Here is a 16400-nt window from a genome sequence, read left to right as displayed (position 1 = left end):
TGTAATCGGCTTTATTGCTATCTCTGGTTCAACGGCAACGGCAGCCGTCGATAAATCGCTCCACCGCTTTAAAATTGAGCTGTGTCAATCGTTCAGTCGGACTTTTTGGTTATTCTTGGAATCACCTGCATAAGCAAAAAGTGGTTCACTAAGTCTGAATTCAAAGGTTTCTCTGTCAACTATACCAACAGTCATGTTGCTATCATAAAGCTGCAAGAGAAAATTGGCCATTACATCGCTTGTATGGTATGAATTAAAAATTTTGTCATAGTCATACTCGCTCGTATTGTTTGCCACTTTTCCAAATTCGGTTTTGGTTGCCGCCGGCGCCAAAACTTTAGCTTGTAATTTTGCATTGGCGGCTTTCAGTTCATGGGCCAACCCCTCGGTAAACGCGCTGACAAAAAACTTGGAAGCACAGTAGGTAACGGCCGTTGGCACGAGTGTGTATCCGCCAGCTGAAGAGATATTGATTAATTGTGTATCATCCACGTCTCTATAATCACGCACATACAAGGACGAAAATATAGTTAGGGCTTCCACGTTGAGGCGCAGCATTGTTTCAATCTTTTCCAAGTCTTGACCGGAAACACGGTCATAACTACCGAAACCTGCATTATTAATCCATGTTTCGATTTGATACTGATTTAATTCTCGATAGAGCTGATGGGCGTTTTGACTGACGGATATATCGACTGCTTTCACCACAATATCCAGCTCGGGAATATCCCGCAAAATTTCTCTTTTCAGTTCATTCAGATTGTTTTCGCGGCGAGCAACAAGTATGATATTTTTCTTACGTTTTGCGAAAGCTTTAGCTGTCGCGTAACCTATACCGGAGCTTGCTCCGGTAATAACTGTATATTTCCCCTGTTTATCCATCCTAATCTTCCCCTTTAACTTGGCATACTGACCTCTAATAATTTGGACAGTGTCTGAAAATTCAAGTAATTATCAGATATCACCGCTGTGGTTAGGTTGGTTTTTCCCTTCTCATTTTGCTTCGGCATCCTTATTATGCAGCAAATGAAAAGGCGATCGGTATCTCATTCTTCTCAAATGATTGCCTAATACTCTCACAGCCATTTACGTTACGTACGAATCTGAATTATGATGGAACTATCAAGAATGGAGGAACAGGAGGAGTTTATGTCTGAACGAATATATGAACAGCAGGGGGAGCTTGCCAAACTCATTGAGCGTTATTCAGGCCAGGACGGTGTTCACGCGACTGCAATTCCGTCTTTATTTTTCACTCGTCGATCTAACGTTACTGGATCAAATTTTGGAGTGTACAATCCTTCCTTTTGCATGGTCGTTCAGGGTGTGAAGGAGGTATTGCTGGCACAGGAGCGCTTTAGATACGGTCCTGCCGATTACCTTGTTGCATCCGTTAACTTGCCGGTTACCGGCCAAGTCATGGAAGCCTCTTCCCAAGTTCCGTATTTGTCTCTCAAACTTGAATTTACCCCGAGTCAAATCTTAGAGATTTTAAGCGATTCTGACATACGAGTTGGCCCGAAAGAAAACGCTAAGCGAGGTATGTTTGTCAGCCGGATGGAATTATCTTTGTTGGATGCGGTAATCAGGTTGGCACGTTTGCTGGATAACCCTAAGGATATCCCGGTACTTGCTCCTCTCTTCACGAAGGAAATTCTCTACAGGGTTCTGCAAGGGCAGCACGGAGTTATACTGGAACAAATTTCTATAGATGGAAGCAGCGCCAAACGAATCAGAGACGTTATCAAACATATCATGAATAACTATGATAGGTCCTTTCGGATTGAGGAGCTTGCGGAAATAGCGAATATGAGTGCTTCTTCGCTACATAGGCACTTTAAAGAGGTAACCGCTATGAGCCCTATTCAGTTCCAAAAACAACTGAGACTGCAGGAAGCACGGCGTCTGTTATTATCCGAGTCAACAGATGCCGCGGATGTCGCATTCCGGGTAGGCTATGAAAGTCCGTCGCAATTCAGCCGTGAATATTCCCGAATGTTTGGTTTTTCACCTATACAAGATATAAAGCGCCTGAAGGTAATAAACGCATGAAATCCCCCTGCTCAACGAAGGTTCAAACGACGTACAACGGCGCCTCTCTTTTTCATGCCTGCCGGTTGCTTTGAACCGGCTCCTTGCTTCGTTTCCATTGCCGGTAGGCCAGTAGCGTGACCGCGAGGAAGCCCCCGTAAATTCCCAGAGTAATCCATACCGCTCCCGGCTCCGTCATCAAAGTATTGCCTACGAACGCGAACAAGAGCATGGCCGGGATTTTGCCCAGCGCGGACGCCGCGGCATACGCGGCAAAGGAAACGCGGCTTAAAGCGGAATACGCATTGATGATAATCGACGGAAGGAAAGGAATGAGCCTGGCGAAGAGGATGGTCAGAAAGGCGTTCCGCTCGAACAGAACGGTCAGCTTGCCGAGACGTTCGTAGCGGTACAGCATTCGCTGGCCCCATTCCTGATACCCGTAACGGACAAATAAAAACATCAGGAGCGAAGCCGCCGTCGAGCCCGCCCATGTGATCGCCGCACCAAGCACCGGCCCGAATGCCGCGCCAATGACCCCGCCGACAACCGGATAGGGGATAACCGGGAACAACGCCATAACCGTTGCCGCAACGATGACCAGAGCCATGTCGCTGGAGGATTGAAACCACCCCACAATCTCTTCCCCGTACCTGTAGATGAGGAAAGCCATGACGGCGTAGAGGAGGGCTAAGCTTATTTTTTTGAACATAAACCTACTCCCCCGAAATGGCATGATGATATTCCGTGCCTTCAGAGCCGTTACTCGTCAAGCGGAATGAAGCGCCACCGGTCCAAATCAAGTTGTCCGTTGTCGGCGACCTCGACGCCTTCACCTCGAAGGTACAGCATTTGGAGCATGCGGCCTTCCTCTTGCTGGATTCCAATTTCCCCCCGGGCGTTAACCACCCGGTGCCAGGGCAGTCCGTGCTTGCCGCTTGACGAATGAAGAATGCGCACGACCTGTCTGGCCCCCCTCGGACTTCCGGCCAGCCCGGCGATTTGACCGTAAGTCATGACATACCCTTCCGGAATGCCTTGAATGATTTCGATCACCCGCTGCGAAAATGGATTCATCCGCTACCTCCTCTACTTCGAGACAAACCGGTTGCCGCCGATCCAAAAGCGCCATGGATAATCGCGGGCTTCGCCACTGTTCTCGATCCCGATCCGGGTACCGGTCTCCACCGGCCCGAACGCTTTTCCTTCGGCGATATAGAGCGGCGATTCGAAGAGCGGCCTTCCGTAATCGTCCATCGTAATGCCGAGCGCTTTCGTCAGCTTCCCCGGGCCGCTGGTCAGCTCCCGCTCCTTCTTATCCCGGCCGCGGCGTTCGTACATGAGCTCCGTTCCCATGCATGGCTCGATCGCCCGAATCAATACTACCTCCGGATGGTCCACCGGCCCGCTGACCACATTGAGGAGACAATGTGTATGCATCACATAGGTATAGGCGTGACCGGGCGGACCGAACATCACTTCCGTTCGGGCTGTCCTCCGATTGCCGAAGCTGTGCGCCGCCCGATCTCCCGGGCCGATGTAGGCCTCGGTCTCGACAATCCAGCCTGATGCCGTGCCGGCTTCGGTCTCCTTCACGAGCAGCATGCCGAGCAAGGAACGGGCCAGCTCCAGCGTCGGCTGTTGAAAAAATGAAGCGGTGAGAGGCTTCAATGACATAACATGCACCTCATATGATGGGGATCAACCGACCGACTTCTCCTTAAAGACAAATTGTAAATGGAATGCCACCTCGAAGCAAGTTCGCCGCGAAAAGAAAAGCGCCGTTAAGGAAAGGAACGTCTCGCGTCCTCCCTTAACGGCGCTTGGGTTTAGAACAGGCCCACCCATCGGGTTAAACAAGCAGCCTGCCCTTGTCTAAAATAAGCACGTCGTCGATATAAACGTCTGGCCGGTTCACGACCAGATCGATATGGACCCCGGCTTCGACCGTTCCGCCGAACGTGTGGTTGCTGCCGAAGGCCACGTGGATCGTACCGTACACCTTCTCGTCTTCCAGCACGACGCCGGTAATTCTGGCTTTGTCGTTCGTGCCGATGCCGAACTCGCCGAGGAGCCGGCCTTGGCCGTCGCCGAGCTTCCGAAGCAGCTCCGCGGCAACTTCTCCCTCCGCCTCGGTGAGGCGGCCGTTTTCCATCGTAATCGTCACCGGACTATAGAGCTTGCCGATGTCCGCAATCGAGCCGTCAACCACGAGTTGTCCCGAAGCGGTCCCTTCCACCGGGGCGATATAGCCTTCACCGGACGGCAAATTCCCGGACTCTCCCGGATTCACATAGACGCCGGTGCTCGAAATGCCGCTGCGCCCTTCGATGGAGAAGGTCAGCACCTTGCCGTCCTTCTCGATCCGTACTCGCTTGCCGCGGCTGAGGAGGTCGGTCACTTGCTCGGTGACCTGTTGGACTTTATCGTAATCGGCAGCTATCGCGCCTTCCAGGAACATATCCCGGGTGATGCCCGGCATTGTTGCTAACCGGGCTCCTTGCGCCACCGCTTCTTTGCGCGCTTTCGTATGGGTAAGGGAATGCTCGGTCGCACAGATGACGACATCGGCCCGCTTCATCGCCTCGCTAACCGGCGACGGCGGCTCTTGTCCCGACTTCTCCCGCTCCTTCATCACCATCAGCATCGCCTCGGCGCCGAGCTGCTTCCCCGCCTCGTATAACGCTTCGCCGATGTCTTTCTTCAGGTCATCGGCGACCACCAGCAGCTTCTCGTGCGGCTTGAGCCCGAGACAGCTTTGCAGCAGGCCGCAGCTTACTTTGATCAAAGACGTATCCATAGCCTAACTTCCTATCTTGCAAATTTGACTTGCCTTTTCAGATCATCTCCGAAATTACCTTGGCCATCAGCGCATTGGACAAAATCACGGGCAGCCCCGTATGCCTGGCGACAAACGCCCTCATCGCTTCCGTATATCCCATGCAATCGAGCAGCACGATGTCCGCCTGGTCCTTCAGCTGCGCGCATGCGGCAAGCGCCTGCTTTTCCCTGAAGTCGTACGGCGAAGCGGCCGCGATGAACGGATCAAGCCCGTGATGCCTCCATTTCTCCGCCAAGGCCTCCTGCTGCTCGGCCAAAGGAACGAGAACGCCGAACCGCATGCCGCGAACCATCGCCGCGACAATTGGGGCCAGCAGCTCGTCGGGCTCCAGCAGACGGGCATTCTTCGTCGTCAATCCGTCGAATACCCCCGTGCAGAGAACAAGGATCTGCCGGCAGCCCACCTCTTCGAGCCAATCGATCTTTTGCTGGAGCAGCGGCGCGATTTTTTCCCTTGCCATCACGACGGCGTCCCCGTTGGCCAGCCGCGAGGTCAGCACATAGTGTTCCGAGTTCGGAGACAGCGAGGCGGCGATCTCTTGCTTCGTCATCCCATCCAGCACCCCGACCTGAAGCAATTCAACCCGGTCCCCCAAGTGCCGTTCCAAAATCGGCGTCACATCCGGACGGGGCGCCTGCCCGATGGTAACGGTACCTAATTTCTTCACTTCAGCCATCTCCGTTTCAGCCGGCGCATCCGCTCCGGACCGGGTATTAGGCGTTGACGGACGTGCCGCCCATCGTCTGAAGAACCTTCATCGAGCCGTAAAGCTGCTGAATTTTCGCAAACTCGTCCTTGCTGTAGAAAGAGCAGGTGCCGTTCGTGACTTCCTTCGCCGTTTCGACGGCAAATTTTACCGCGGCAGCAATATCCACCTCATGGCTTGCCCCCGTGCCGCAGCCCGGAACGGTCGATTGCGCGGTAATCGCCAGACCGACTACCGGCGCATTCGTAGCGACCGCAGGCTGCAGAATGCTGTTGATATGGTACAGATCGTTGCCGTAAGGCGTAATGTCCTGCATCGTAATCGGGAAGGTAACCGGGTGCTGACCGGTCGTCATCTCCATGATGCGCAGCAAATCGTCGCTGATCCGCAAAATATAGCCTTCCTTCACGGTCGGCGAAATCGTGATGCCTTTATGGTTGATGACCCGGTTGCCCTTCGTCGTATCGATGGACAGGATCGCTTCCATTTCCGGCACGACCTCATATTGATTCATGGTCAGTATATCGACGGGAGAGTCCATAAAATCGACCGGCTCATGAGGCCGGGTCGGTGCATCCGGGCAGATATGGGTCGTGACGATCACGTCGCCCCGGAGATGATCACCCTTTCGCTTCATGTCCGCGAGCTTCAGCGCACTGGCTACCGCAGCCACGGCGCCATCCGCATCGGACACGATGCCGATCCGGGACGGGCGGGCTCCGATGCCGCCGAGGCGTCCGATAATCCCGAAGGTCGGCGCAGACCCGCCGCTCCGCTTCCCTTTCATGCCCGGGATGACAATTTTGACAAAATCGGTCGAGCCCTTCTCGCCCTGTACCGTCTGGACGGAGACCTCTACCTCCGGATAGGCTGCGAACAGCTCTTTGATGTGATGCCCGTTGACATAGGCGCTATCCATCGTTTCGTAAACAAGCAGCGTTTGCTGTAAAGACATGGTGTCATTCCCCTCTCCTCTTCAAAAACTTGCGTTTTTCCGAACGATCGGCAGACGGCGATCGGCGATCAGCGGGCGGGAATACTTACATTCCTTGTCAGGATATCGGATGACGCCTTCCGGCGACCGACGAAATGCTCAGCTTGTGCAAGCACGCTTCAATCTCGTCGCGCTTTCTGCGCATCATATCCAGCACCTCCGACACTTTCGCTTCCGGCATCCGGTACTCCGGCCCGGCGAGCGTAAGCGACGCCACGATTTCACGCCGCTTATTAAAAATCGGAAGCGCGATCCCGAACGTCGCGTCGGAGTATTCTCCAACGGAGTAAGCCCAGCCCGCCTTGCGAATCGCCGCCAAATCCCCCATCAGCTTCTCCGGATCGATGACCGTCTTGCCGGTCTTGGGCTTCAAGCCCTTGTCGATGATCGCCTCCTGATCGGCTTTCGGCAAATACGCCATAATGACCTTGTTGGAGGCTCCGGCATAGAGCGGCGTCCGGTCTCCGACCGAAGACATCGCATATTTGATCCGCTGCGGACTTTCCGCAATTTCCACGCAGATCCCTTCATGATCGTCCAGCCAGGTAAGGAACACGGATTCTCCCGTTTCCTCGGATAATGTATGCATAACGGGCAGGATCACATCGGAAATACGGAGGTTATCCCTAATAATCGAACCGTATTCCCACAGCTTCGTTCCCAGCTCGTACTTTTTCGTTTCGTCGTTTTGAATCAGGAATCCGCGGGACTCGAAGGTCGTCAAGATGCGGTGAACGATCGAGTGGCTCATGTCCATCTCTTTCGCCAATTCCCGCACGCCCCAAGACGGCGTTTCCCTTGTAAAATATTCCAAAAGCTCCAGCGCATTATCTAATGTTTTCAGCATGACAGCTTAGCCCCCAAACCCATAATTGCCCATCACTTTTAAATTTATCATGAATACAAGTGACAAGCCACGCTCCGCCCGGGAGAGACTTCCTTCCACTCGGGCGGGACGCTCCCGCATTCGGGCTTGGCGACCGGGCACCGGGTATGGAACGCGCACCCGGCGGGGGGATTTTGCGGATTTGGCACGTCGCCGGTCAAAATAATTCGCTCCCGCTTCGTCTCGGGATCGGGCACGGGCAGGGCCGACATCAGTGCCTGCGTGTAAGGGTGCAGCGGCTTGTCGTACAGCTCCTCGGTCGGCGCCAGCTCCACCATGCGGCCCAGGTACATCACCCCGACCCGGTCGCTGATGAACTTCACGACGGACAGATCGTGGGAAATAAACATGTACGTGAGCGAAAACTGCTCCTGCAGCTCCTGCATCAGATTGAGCACCTGGGCGCGGATCGACACATCCAGCGCGGACACCGGCTCATCGCATACGATGAACTTCGGCTTCAGCGCGAGTGCGCGAGCTATCCCGATCCGCTGCCGCTGCCCGCCGGAAAACTCGTGCGGGTAACGGTGAGCATGGTACGAGGACAGTCCCACGACTTCCATCAGCTCCGCTACGCGGCGCTTCAGCTCGTCCTCAGACAGCTTCTCGTGCGTGCGGAGCGGCTCCTCCAGCGTCTGCTGCACGGTCCACCGCGGATCGAGCGAAGCGTACGGGTCCTGGAACACGATTTGCATCTTCGTGCGGAACTTGCGCATTTCCTCCGGCGACAGCTTCCGCACGTCGGTTCCCTCGAAGAAAATATCGCCTTCGGTCGGCTCGATGAGGCGCAGAATCGAACGGCCCGTCGTCGATTTTCCGCAGCCGGATTCCCCGACGATCGCCAGCGTCTCGCCTTTCTCGATGGTCAGGTTAACGCCGTCGACCGCCTTGACGACGCCAACCTGTTTTGAAAATAAGCCTTTGCGGATCGGATAGTGCTTCTTCAGATTGCGAATCTCCAGCAATGCGCTCATAATAGTCCCTCCTGAACGAGCAAGCAGCGGCATTTGTGCCCGGTCTCGACCTCCGTCAGCTGCGGAGGCACGGTATCGCATGCATCCGTCCGGAAGGCGCAGCGGGGAGCGAACCGACAACCCTTCGGCATCTCCGCCGGATTCGGCACGCTGCCCGGAATCGGCTCCAGACGGTGCTGCTCGCCCGCAAGCTGCGGCAAGGAAGCCAGCAGCCCCCGGGTGTACGGATGCTTCGGCTGCCGGAACAGCGTCTTCACGTCGGTTTCCTCGACCACCTGACCGGCATACATCACCACGACCCGCTGGCACGTCTCCGCCACGACGCCGAGGTCGTGAGTAATGAGCAGCACGGCCGTCCCCTGCGCCTCCTGCAGCTCGCGCATCAGGTCCAGAATTTGCGCCTGAATCGTCACATCGAGCGCAGTCGTCGGCTCGTCGGCGATCAGCACCTCGGGGCCGCACGCCATCGCCATGGCGATCATGACCCGCTGCCGCATCCCGCCCGACAGCTGATGCGGATATTCCATGGCAATCTGCTCAGGACGGGGAATGCCTACCTTGGTCAGCATCTCGACCGCCCTGCTCCAGGCTTCCTTCTTGCTCACCTTCATGTGGAAGCGGACCGTCTCTGCAATTTGCGAACCGATCTTGAACACCGGATTGAGCGAAGTCATCGGCTCTTGAAAAATCATCGCCATCTTGTTGCCGCGAATTTTCCGCAGCTCGGCGGCGGACAGGGAGAGCAGGCTTGTACCGTTATACCGGATATCTCCGCCGGCAATCCGGCTGACGCCCTTGGGGAGCAGTCCCATGATCGACATGGAGGTGACGCTTTTGCCACAGCCCGATTCGCCGACGACCCCCAAGGTCTCCCCCTTGTGCAGCACCAGATCGACCCCGTCAACCGCCCTCACCACGCCGGAACGGGTGACGAACTCCGTTTGCAGTCCCTGCACCTCTAGTAAAGCGTTCATTGCCCCGTCCTCCTTTTCTGGCTGGCTTTACCGTTAGTTGCCGTCGGTCGTGCCCAAATATTTGAGCGCGGTCAGCGCATACACTTTGGCCGCTTGAACGACTTGCCAAACCGGCGCGCGCTCGTTGAAGTTATGGATCGTGGACAGCTCCGCCGGCCCGTACTGCAGCACCGGAATCCCGTGATTGCGGAAGTGGCGGGCATCGCTCGACGCCCATTGCAGCACGCCGTAAGCTTCCTTCCCGCTGACATCGGTGATGCTTTCGACCAAGTAACGCACGATCTCCTCCGTCGAAGGCGTCCAGTTCGCATTGCCCCGGAAGCCGATCGGCTTCAGCTCGGCCTCGATTCCGACTTCAAGCAGCAGACGCTTCGCCTCGTTCAATACATCACGGTAGTCGATGCCGAACGGCACGCGCGAATCGACTTCGATCGTGCAGCGGTCCGCGACCACGTTCGCTTTCGTCCCGCCGTGAATCGTTCCGATATTGATCGTTACGTGATCGTAAACGGCGCTGACATCGGTCTTCTCCCGCTCGCGGACATAGTTCTTCGAAATCTCGATAATGTCGCGCATCTCTTCGGGAATGTTCGGCTTCATGTCCGTCAGCCGCTGCAGCACTTCGATCGCTTTGGCCGCCTTGACGATGGCGCTATCGCCCTTGAACGGCGACAAGCTTCCGTGCCCCGGCGTGCCCTCGACCGTAAATTCGAACCAACTGCTGCCTTTTTGACCAATGGTCGGATGTTCCGGCGAGGACGGCTCGGCGATGACCGCCGCCGTCCCCGTAATCAATCCCCGCTCCAGCACCCACGGCACGCCGAAGTGTCCTCCGGTTTCCTCGTCCGGTACGATAAACAAGGACAGCTCCCCCGCCAGCGGCACGCCGAGACGTTTCAATAATGCGGTGACGAAGATCAGTCCGCCCAAGCCGCATTTCATGTCCGAAGCGCCGCGGCCGAGAATGTAGCCGTCCTTCACCTCCCCGGCAAAGGGAGGGAAGTCCCAGCGGGACAAGTCGCCCGCCGGTACGACATCGGTATGCCCGCAGAAGAGCAAATGCTTGTCGCTCTTCGTCCCCACAGTGGACAGCAGATTGAACATATGCTGCTCCGACTCGTGCGCGGCCGTCTCGATTCCGGCTTCCTTCAAATAATCGGTAATAAACTTGCTGATGTCGCGGGTATCGCCCGGCGGATTTTCGCTTGGAAATTGAATCAATTTACAGCACAAGTCTATAAGCTCGTCCTGACGTTTATCGATTTCTTCCAGTACCGTCTTTTTCCAATCCATCGCTTTAGCCTTCCCTTCTGCTTGGAACTGTTACTGCCCCTTGCTCATCGGATAGAAGCGGAGAATTTCATCCGGATAGTACACGTAGCCCTTCAGGTTCTTGTTCATCCCCACAATGCGGTTGTATTCGTACAGGTACAGCCAAGGCGCGTCCGCCGTAATCAGCTCCTGCGCTTGCTTGTACATCTCGTTGCGCTTCGCTTGATCCGGCTCGTTGTTGGCTTTCTCCCACAGCTCGTCGACCTTCGCGTTCTTGTAGTTGCCGTAGTTCGAGGTGCCTTTTCCGTACAGCAGGAAGCCCAGATGGTAGCTCGGATCGTTGACGAAGGACGTCCATTTGGAGATGTACGCCGTCAGGTTGCGCTCTCTTTGCATTTGCAGGAATTGGGCGCGCGCGACCTTTTGGATGTTCATCGTGACGCCGATTTTGGCGAATTCGGCCTGCATCAGGACGGCGTCGTCCTCCCAGTCCTGGAAGCCCGATCCAAGCGTGAGGTCGAAGCTGAGCCCGTTCTCGTAACCGGCTTCTTTCAGCAGCTGCTTCGCTTTGTCCAAGTCATGCTTGTAAATAAATCCGGAATCAGAGTACCCCGGCGTGTTGCTCGGCACTGAGCTTTTCAGCTGCTTGGCCTGATCGTACATGACATCGTGCACCAATTGATCGTAAGGAACCGCATAAGCGAGCGCTTGTCTGACTTTTACGTTGTCGAACGGCTTCTTGGTCGTGTTGAGCGCAAAATACAAAATACGGTTACTCGCATCGGACTTGACCGTCAGGTTGGCGTTGTTCTTCAGATCAGCGACGTCCTTCGGAGGAATCTCGATCGCGAGGTCGACATCGCCTTTGCCGAGCAGCATGACCCGGTTCGAAGCTTCCTTCAAAAACTTCATCGTTACTTTGTCCACTTGAGGAGCGCCCTGCCAGTAGTTTTTGTTCGCCGTCATGACGGCTTCCGAGGCCGGGTCCCATTTCTCAATGGTGAACGGACCGGAGCCGGCCGCATTTTTGGTCAGGAAGTCGTTGCCCTTCTCTTTGATCACTTTTTCATCCAGAACGGAGAAGTTGTACAATGCCAGCATTTGCAGGAACGTATGGTTTTCTTTTTCCAGCTGGATGCTGATCGTCTGCGCGTCTTTCACGGTGTAAGCTTTAATGCCGGATAATTGATAGAGGAAGCTGCCCGCTTTGGAGTTTTTCAGATGGTCGAGCGAAAAGGCAACCGAATCGGCCGTTACCGGATTCCCGCTCTGGAACTTGGCGTTCTCCTGCAGCTTGAAGGTGTAGGTCAGCTTATCGTCGGATACGGTCCAGCTTTTGGCCAACATCGGCTTGATCTCATCGGTCTTCGCCACCTGCCCGCCGTCCACGGTTTTAACCCCGTACGTCACCAATTGATCGTACGCGGCGACGACCAGCGTGTCGGAGGTCAGGTCGCTCGCTTCGGCCGGGTCCATGGTGGTGCCGCCGTCCGAGTAGGCAATCGTGATGATCTTGTCCTTCTTGCTTTGCTCCGGCGCGGCGGAGGCGTCCGGCTTCTGGTTCGCATTCGGGCTGCAGCCCACGGCCGTCAAGAGCAATGCGCTTGCGGCAAGTCCGGCTAACCATTGGTGCTTCTTCATGTGTTCTTCCCCCTCAAAGTTGTCAGATGGTCCAGCATATCAAGTTATTTGCTTGAGCGAAGCCGCGGGTCCAGCACGTCGCGCAAACCGTCGCCAAGCAAGTTGAAACCGAGAATTGAGGTGGCGATGGCCAGTCCCGGAAAAGTAACGATCCACCAGTCGCCGGAAATAATGTAGCCGCGGCCTTCGGAGATCATGGCGCCCCATTCCGCCGTCGGCGGCTTGACCCCAAGCCCGAGGAAGTTCAGGCTGGCCGCCGTCAGAATCGCGAAGCCCATGCCGAGCGTTACCCGCACCATAAGCGGAGCCAGGGCATTGGGGAAAATGTGCCGGAACAAAATGACGGAGTCTTTCAGACCGATGGCCCGTCCCGCTTCGACAAACTCTTTCTCCCGCAGCGAGATGGTCTGCCCGTGCATCAGCCGCGCGAATTCGGGGACGCCGACGATGCCAACGGCAATCATCGCGCTGGTCAGTCCCGGCCCCATGGAAGCGGCGATCGCCATCGCCAGCACCAGAGAAGGAAAAGCAAGCAGCATGTCCATGATCCGCATGATGATATTCCCGAGCATTCCGCCGTAATAAGCGGCGATCCCGCCCAGCGGAACGCCGACGCAGAAGGAAATGCCAACGGCGATCAGGCCGGACCAGATCGTAATTTGCGCTCCGTAGAGCACCCGGCTGAGGATGTCCCGGCCGAAATTGTCCGTCCCGAACCAATGCGCCGCGCTCGGAGCCTGAAGCTTGACTGCCGTATTCGTCTCGTTCGGCCCGTACGGAGCGATGGCCGGCGCAATCAAGGCAAAAACGGACCAGATGACAATAAACGCAAGGCCGATTACGGCCAGCCGGTTGCGAAGCAGCAGTCTGAGCGTCGCCGCCGCCTTGCTGCCTTCCCGCGTCTTCGCCTTGGCAGCCAGAATGGAAGCTGTAAATTTACTCACGTGTCGAACTCTCCTTTCCGCGGCAGTTATTCGTAGCGAATTCTCGGATCAATGAACCCGTAAAGCAGGTCCACCGCCAAATTGATGACGCTGTACAGAATGGCGCTGATCAGTGTAAACGCCTGAATGGGCGCATAATCGGTCGCCAGAATCGATTCGGTCACATAGCCGCCGATCCCCGGCCAAGCGAAGATCGTTTCGGTAATGACCGCGCCGCCCAGCAGATAGCCGAACTGCAAGCCGAGTACGGTCAAAGTGGGAATCAGCGCATTCACGAGAGCGTGCTTCAGAATGACGGTGCGCTCGTAAATCCCTTTGGCCCGAGCCGTTCGGATAAAGTCCTGTCCGATCACTTCCAGCATGCTGGAGCGCATCATGCGGGCAATGATCGCCATAGTCCCCGTACTTAGGCAGATGGCAGGCAGAATCAGATGTGAAAGCGTTTTCTGAAAGGCGATGAAATCACCCGAAAGCAAGCTGTCGATCAAGTATAATCCGGTAACATGCGTAGGCGGGTTAATGTCTTCACCGATGCGGCCCAGCGGCGCCGGGGCCCAGCCTAATTTGGAATAAAAAATGGAAATGAGGATCATTCCGAGCCAGAAGACGGGAACACAGGCCCCGATAAGCGAGAAAATGCGCGAAATGTGGTCGACGACCGATTCTTTCTTTGTAGCGGCGATAATTCCGACGGGAACAGCGACGAGGACGGCAATGATAAAGCTCGCAATGGTCAGCTCCAGCGTAGCGGGGAAGCGCGTGGCAAAATCACCGAGCACCGTATTGCCCGTATGCCAGGCCAGTCCGAAATCCCCTTGCAGCAGCTGCTTGACGTAATCGACAAATTGTACGTAGAGCGGATTGTTCAGCCCCATCTCTTGACGAATTTTCTCGACTACAGCCGGAGGGGCTTGTTCGCCTGCCAGCATCACCGCCGGGTCGCCGGGCAGGACTCGCGAGATAATAAACGTAATCAGTGCAATCCCGATCAGCCCCGGAATCATAAACACGATTCGCCGAAGGATGTAGTTAACCACCATCTCTTACCCCCTTTTTGTAAAAATAAGTAACGGCATCGTAGCTATTGTGCGCATGGAAGGAGATGTTCATGTAGCGCCGTCCGTTCATCCCAAATAGGTCCTTCCCGCGTCACTTTCGGGCTCCAAGATGATGGAAGCTTATAAGACCTCTCCCTTCTTTGTACCGATTATCGGTACAGTGGTTCTTTTTTAAATTTTTTGTTAATTTCGATTATACTCACTTTTCTTAAAAAATCAATCGTTTTTCACAGCTTTTTTGACTACCAATGTGAGTTAAGGTGACACAAAAATTTTCCATTGGTTAAAAAAAGCCCTACGGGATCGATTCGATCCTGTAAGGCTGTACCTCTTCTCCATTTTCCGCCAAGCATATTCGGCCCGGAATAGCTCATTCTATACCATGTACGCCAATTCACTTGAAAAGGAGCGATCTTATGCCAGCGACGATGACCCCTCCCGCTCAGCAGACGCAGCCGCCGATTCCCGTTCCGCCGCGCGTGATCACCACGAAAGATTTGCTCTACCTGAAGGATGCGCTGTCATGGGAGCTGTCGGCTTTTAAGAAATTTCATTTTTTTGCCCAGCAGGCGACTAACCCGCAAATTAAACAAGCGCTCGACAAAGCCGGACAGATGCATCAACGCCATTATGAAAAGCTGCTCACGCATTTGCAAGTAGACAATAACGCCGCTATGGCCAACCTGCCCCGTCCGCAGCAGGCGCAGCAGGCGTCCCAATAATTCCAAGGAAGGAGGATGCAGCCGATGCCAGGCCAGCAAGCCCAGAACCCTAACGAAATCGCCAATCCGCAAAGCGGACAGCTGCCGCAGGTCAAAGGACCGGAGATGAACGACCGCGACTTCCTCAACGACGGACTGGCCACATGCAAATTGTTGACCGACAACTTCAACGTGGCCGTCCGCGAGGCCAGCCACGAGCAGCTTCATACCGATATGCTCCAGATTTTGACGGAAACGCATCAAAGCGCCCGCGAGCTGTTTAACCTGATGTTTCAAAACGGATGGTATAAGCTGGAGGCCGAGGAGCAGCAGAAGGTTCAGCAAGCGCAGCAGCAATTCAGCGGGTATTCGTCGCAGTTCCCTTATCAGTGAGTTGGGAAAGCTCCTGTCCTTTGCGGCAGGAGCCTGTTTTTGTCTACAGGAACACAAAATAGATCAGAGCGGCCAGCGCCAAGCGATAAATGGCGAACGGAATGAGCTTGATGCGCTGAATCAGCTTCAAGAAGAACCGGATCGATAGCAGCGCAAAGACGAACGCGCTAATCATGCCGACGGCACAGAACGATATAACGTCGGGGGTAAAATATTCCCAGTGCTTCAAAAGCGAAAAAAAGCTCACGCCGGCCATAACCGGTACGGCCATAATGAAGGTAAAATCCGCCGCCGCGCGATGGCTCATCCCCGTCAGGACGCCCCCCGAGATCGTCGATCCCGAGCGGGAAAATCCCGGCCATATGGACAAGCATTGAAATAAGCCGACGGCGACGGCTTGCTTGTAGGTCATCTGATCGACGGTCTCCGTCTTCGGCTTGCTCGGCCGGAGCCACTCCGCCACGAGCATCAGCACGGCTCCCGCTACCAGGCCGATTACGACCGTCTCGGTGGAGAACAGGTAGGTGTCGATGTAATCGTCCAGCAACAAGTACAAAATCCCCGCCGGAAGGAGCCCCACCAGTACTTGCCACAGGTTCAGGCGCGGCCAGGAAGCGGTCTGTCCTTGGCTTTTACGAAGGCCGAGCAGGTCCATAAATCGGTCCCACATCAGAACGACGACCGCCAGGATGGAGCCCAACTGGATCACGATCTTGAACGCGACGGCGGCTTCCGGTGAAAACATGCGCTTCGTTTGAAACAAAAAATCGTCCACGATAATCATGTGCCCGGTAGACGACACCGGAACGAACTCGGTCATTCCTTCGACTAACCCTAGAACCAACGCGACAAAGGCATCCCATAAAACGAACAAGTTCCAATCACTCCTGCCAGTACTGTTTTTCAAATTCTACTGTGCTTAAGTATAGGCAGGAGATTTTAAATGCCTCTTATCCCGTTCTTAACTGTTTCTTAAAGAACGTC

General features: G+C 55.2%; 18 protein-coding genes. 3 read left to right on the top strand and 15 right to left on the bottom strand.

Translation table 11 applies throughout. The features are described from left to right. Positions 1-84 precede the first annotated feature (84 nt). Positions 85-882: an SDR family NAD(P)-dependent oxidoreductase gene (locus KQX66_RS30420; protein ID WP_216797076.1), complete on the bottom strand. Its 798-nt coding sequence runs from the start codon at positions 880-882 to the stop codon at positions 85-87. A gap of 267 nt (positions 883-1149) precedes the next feature. Between KQX66_RS30420 and KQX66_RS30415 the strand changes: the two genes are divergently transcribed. After that, positions 1150-2052 (top strand): AraC family transcriptional regulator, encoded by a 903-nt coding sequence (locus tag KQX66_RS30415; RefSeq protein ID WP_216797073.1) that lies wholly within the window; start codon positions 1150-1152, stop codon positions 2050-2052. A gap of 52 nt (positions 2053-2104) precedes the next feature. On the opposite strand, the gene KQX66_RS30410 is transcribed toward KQX66_RS30415, so the two are convergent. The 13 genes from KQX66_RS30410 to KQX66_RS30350 all read right to left on the bottom strand — a co-directional run bounded on the left by KQX66_RS30410 (position 2105) and on the right by KQX66_RS30350 (position 14301). Beyond that, positions 2105-2743: a TVP38/TMEM64 family protein gene (locus KQX66_RS30410; RefSeq protein WP_216797070.1), complete on the bottom strand. Its 639-nt coding sequence runs from the start codon at positions 2741-2743 to the stop codon at positions 2105-2107. Positions 2744-2793: 50 nt separating this feature from the next. Then, a complete protein-coding gene (locus tag KQX66_RS30405; RefSeq protein WP_216797063.1) occupies positions 2794-3108 on the bottom strand; it encodes an MGMT family protein in 315 nt (104 codons plus the stop codon). A gap of 12 nt (positions 3109-3120) precedes the next feature. Next, positions 3121-3708, bottom strand: coding sequence for a DNA-3-methyladenine glycosylase (locus tag KQX66_RS30400; RefSeq protein ID WP_216797061.1), 588 nt, complete (start codon positions 3706-3708; stop codon positions 3121-3123). A 175-nt stretch (positions 3709-3883) separates the two neighbouring features. Further along, positions 3884-4831 carry an aminopeptidase gene (locus tag KQX66_RS30395; protein ID WP_216797059.1) on the bottom strand — a complete coding sequence of 316 codons (948 nt, stop codon included), beginning with the start codon at positions 4829-4831 and terminating at the stop codon, positions 3884-3886. 37 nt (positions 4832-4868) lie between these two features. Further along, on the bottom strand, positions 4869-5549 hold the full coding sequence (locus tag KQX66_RS30390; RefSeq protein WP_216797057.1) for an AroM family protein: 681 nt from the start codon (positions 5547-5549) through the stop codon (positions 4869-4871). 37 nt (positions 5550-5586) lie between these two features. Beyond that, positions 5587-6534, bottom strand: coding sequence for a DUF1177 domain-containing protein (locus tag KQX66_RS30385; protein ID WP_216797055.1), 948 nt, complete (start codon positions 6532-6534; stop codon positions 5587-5589). A gap of 97 nt (positions 6535-6631) precedes the next feature. Beyond that, positions 6632-7420: an IclR family transcriptional regulator gene (locus KQX66_RS30380; protein WP_216797053.1), complete on the bottom strand. Its 789-nt coding sequence runs from the start codon at positions 7418-7420 to the stop codon at positions 6632-6634. Positions 7421-7467: 47 nt separating this feature from the next. Continuing rightward, positions 7468-8433 carry an ABC transporter ATP-binding protein gene (locus KQX66_RS30375; protein ID WP_216797050.1) on the bottom strand — a complete coding sequence of 322 codons (966 nt, stop codon included), beginning with the start codon at positions 8431-8433 and terminating at the stop codon, positions 7468-7470. Then, complete coding sequence (locus KQX66_RS30370) at positions 8430-9407, bottom strand: ABC transporter ATP-binding protein (protein WP_216797048.1); 978 nt, start codon at positions 9405-9407, stop codon at positions 8430-8432. Before KQX66_RS30370 ends, KQX66_RS30375 begins: the two co-directional genes overlap by 4 nt. A 33-nt stretch (positions 9408-9440) precedes the next feature. Next, positions 9441-10700, bottom strand: coding sequence for a M20 family metallopeptidase (locus tag KQX66_RS30365; protein WP_216797046.1), 1260 nt, complete (start codon positions 10698-10700; stop codon positions 9441-9443). A gap of 30 nt (positions 10701-10730) precedes the next feature. Further along, complete coding sequence (locus KQX66_RS30360) at positions 10731-12320, bottom strand: ABC transporter substrate-binding protein (RefSeq protein WP_216797044.1); 1590 nt, start codon at positions 12318-12320, stop codon at positions 10731-10733. 44 nt (positions 12321-12364) lie between these two features. Beyond that, the gene (locus KQX66_RS30355; protein WP_308647303.1) at positions 12365-13243 is read right to left on the bottom strand and encodes an ABC transporter permease; all 879 of its coding nucleotides are present in this window, start codon (positions 13241-13243) and stop codon (positions 12365-12367) included. Positions 13244-13290: 47 nt separating this feature from the next. Continuing rightward, the gene (locus KQX66_RS30350; RefSeq protein ID WP_216797039.1) at positions 13291-14301 is read right to left on the bottom strand and encodes an ABC transporter permease; all 1011 of its coding nucleotides are present in this window, start codon (positions 14299-14301) and stop codon (positions 13291-13293) included. Between the two features lie 437 nt (positions 14302-14738). On the opposite strand from KQX66_RS30350, the gene KQX66_RS30345 reads away from it, so the two are divergent. Beyond that, positions 14739-15044 carry a ferritin-like domain-containing protein gene (locus tag KQX66_RS30345; protein ID WP_216797037.1) on the top strand — a complete coding sequence of 102 codons (306 nt, stop codon included), beginning with the start codon at positions 14739-14741 and terminating at the stop codon, positions 15042-15044. 24 nt (positions 15045-15068) lie between these two features. Then, on the top strand, positions 15069-15416 hold the full coding sequence (locus KQX66_RS30340) for a spore coat protein (protein ID WP_216797035.1): 348 nt from the start codon (positions 15069-15071) through the stop codon (positions 15414-15416). 43 nt (positions 15417-15459) lie between these two features. On the opposite strand, the gene KQX66_RS30335 is transcribed toward KQX66_RS30340, so the two are convergent. Further along, positions 15460-16290 carry an undecaprenyl-diphosphate phosphatase gene (locus KQX66_RS30335; RefSeq protein ID WP_216797033.1) on the bottom strand — a complete coding sequence of 277 codons (831 nt, stop codon included), beginning with the start codon at positions 16288-16290 and terminating at the stop codon, positions 15460-15462. Between the last annotated feature and the right edge of the window lie 110 nt (positions 16291-16400).

The sequence above is a fragment of the Paenibacillus oleatilyticus genome (genome assembly GCF_018998565.1).
GTDB lineage: Bacteria > Bacillota > Bacilli > Paenibacillales > NBRC-103111 > Paenibacillus_G > Paenibacillus_G oleatilyticus.
This window is presented reverse-complemented; position numbering and strand designations above follow the sequence as displayed.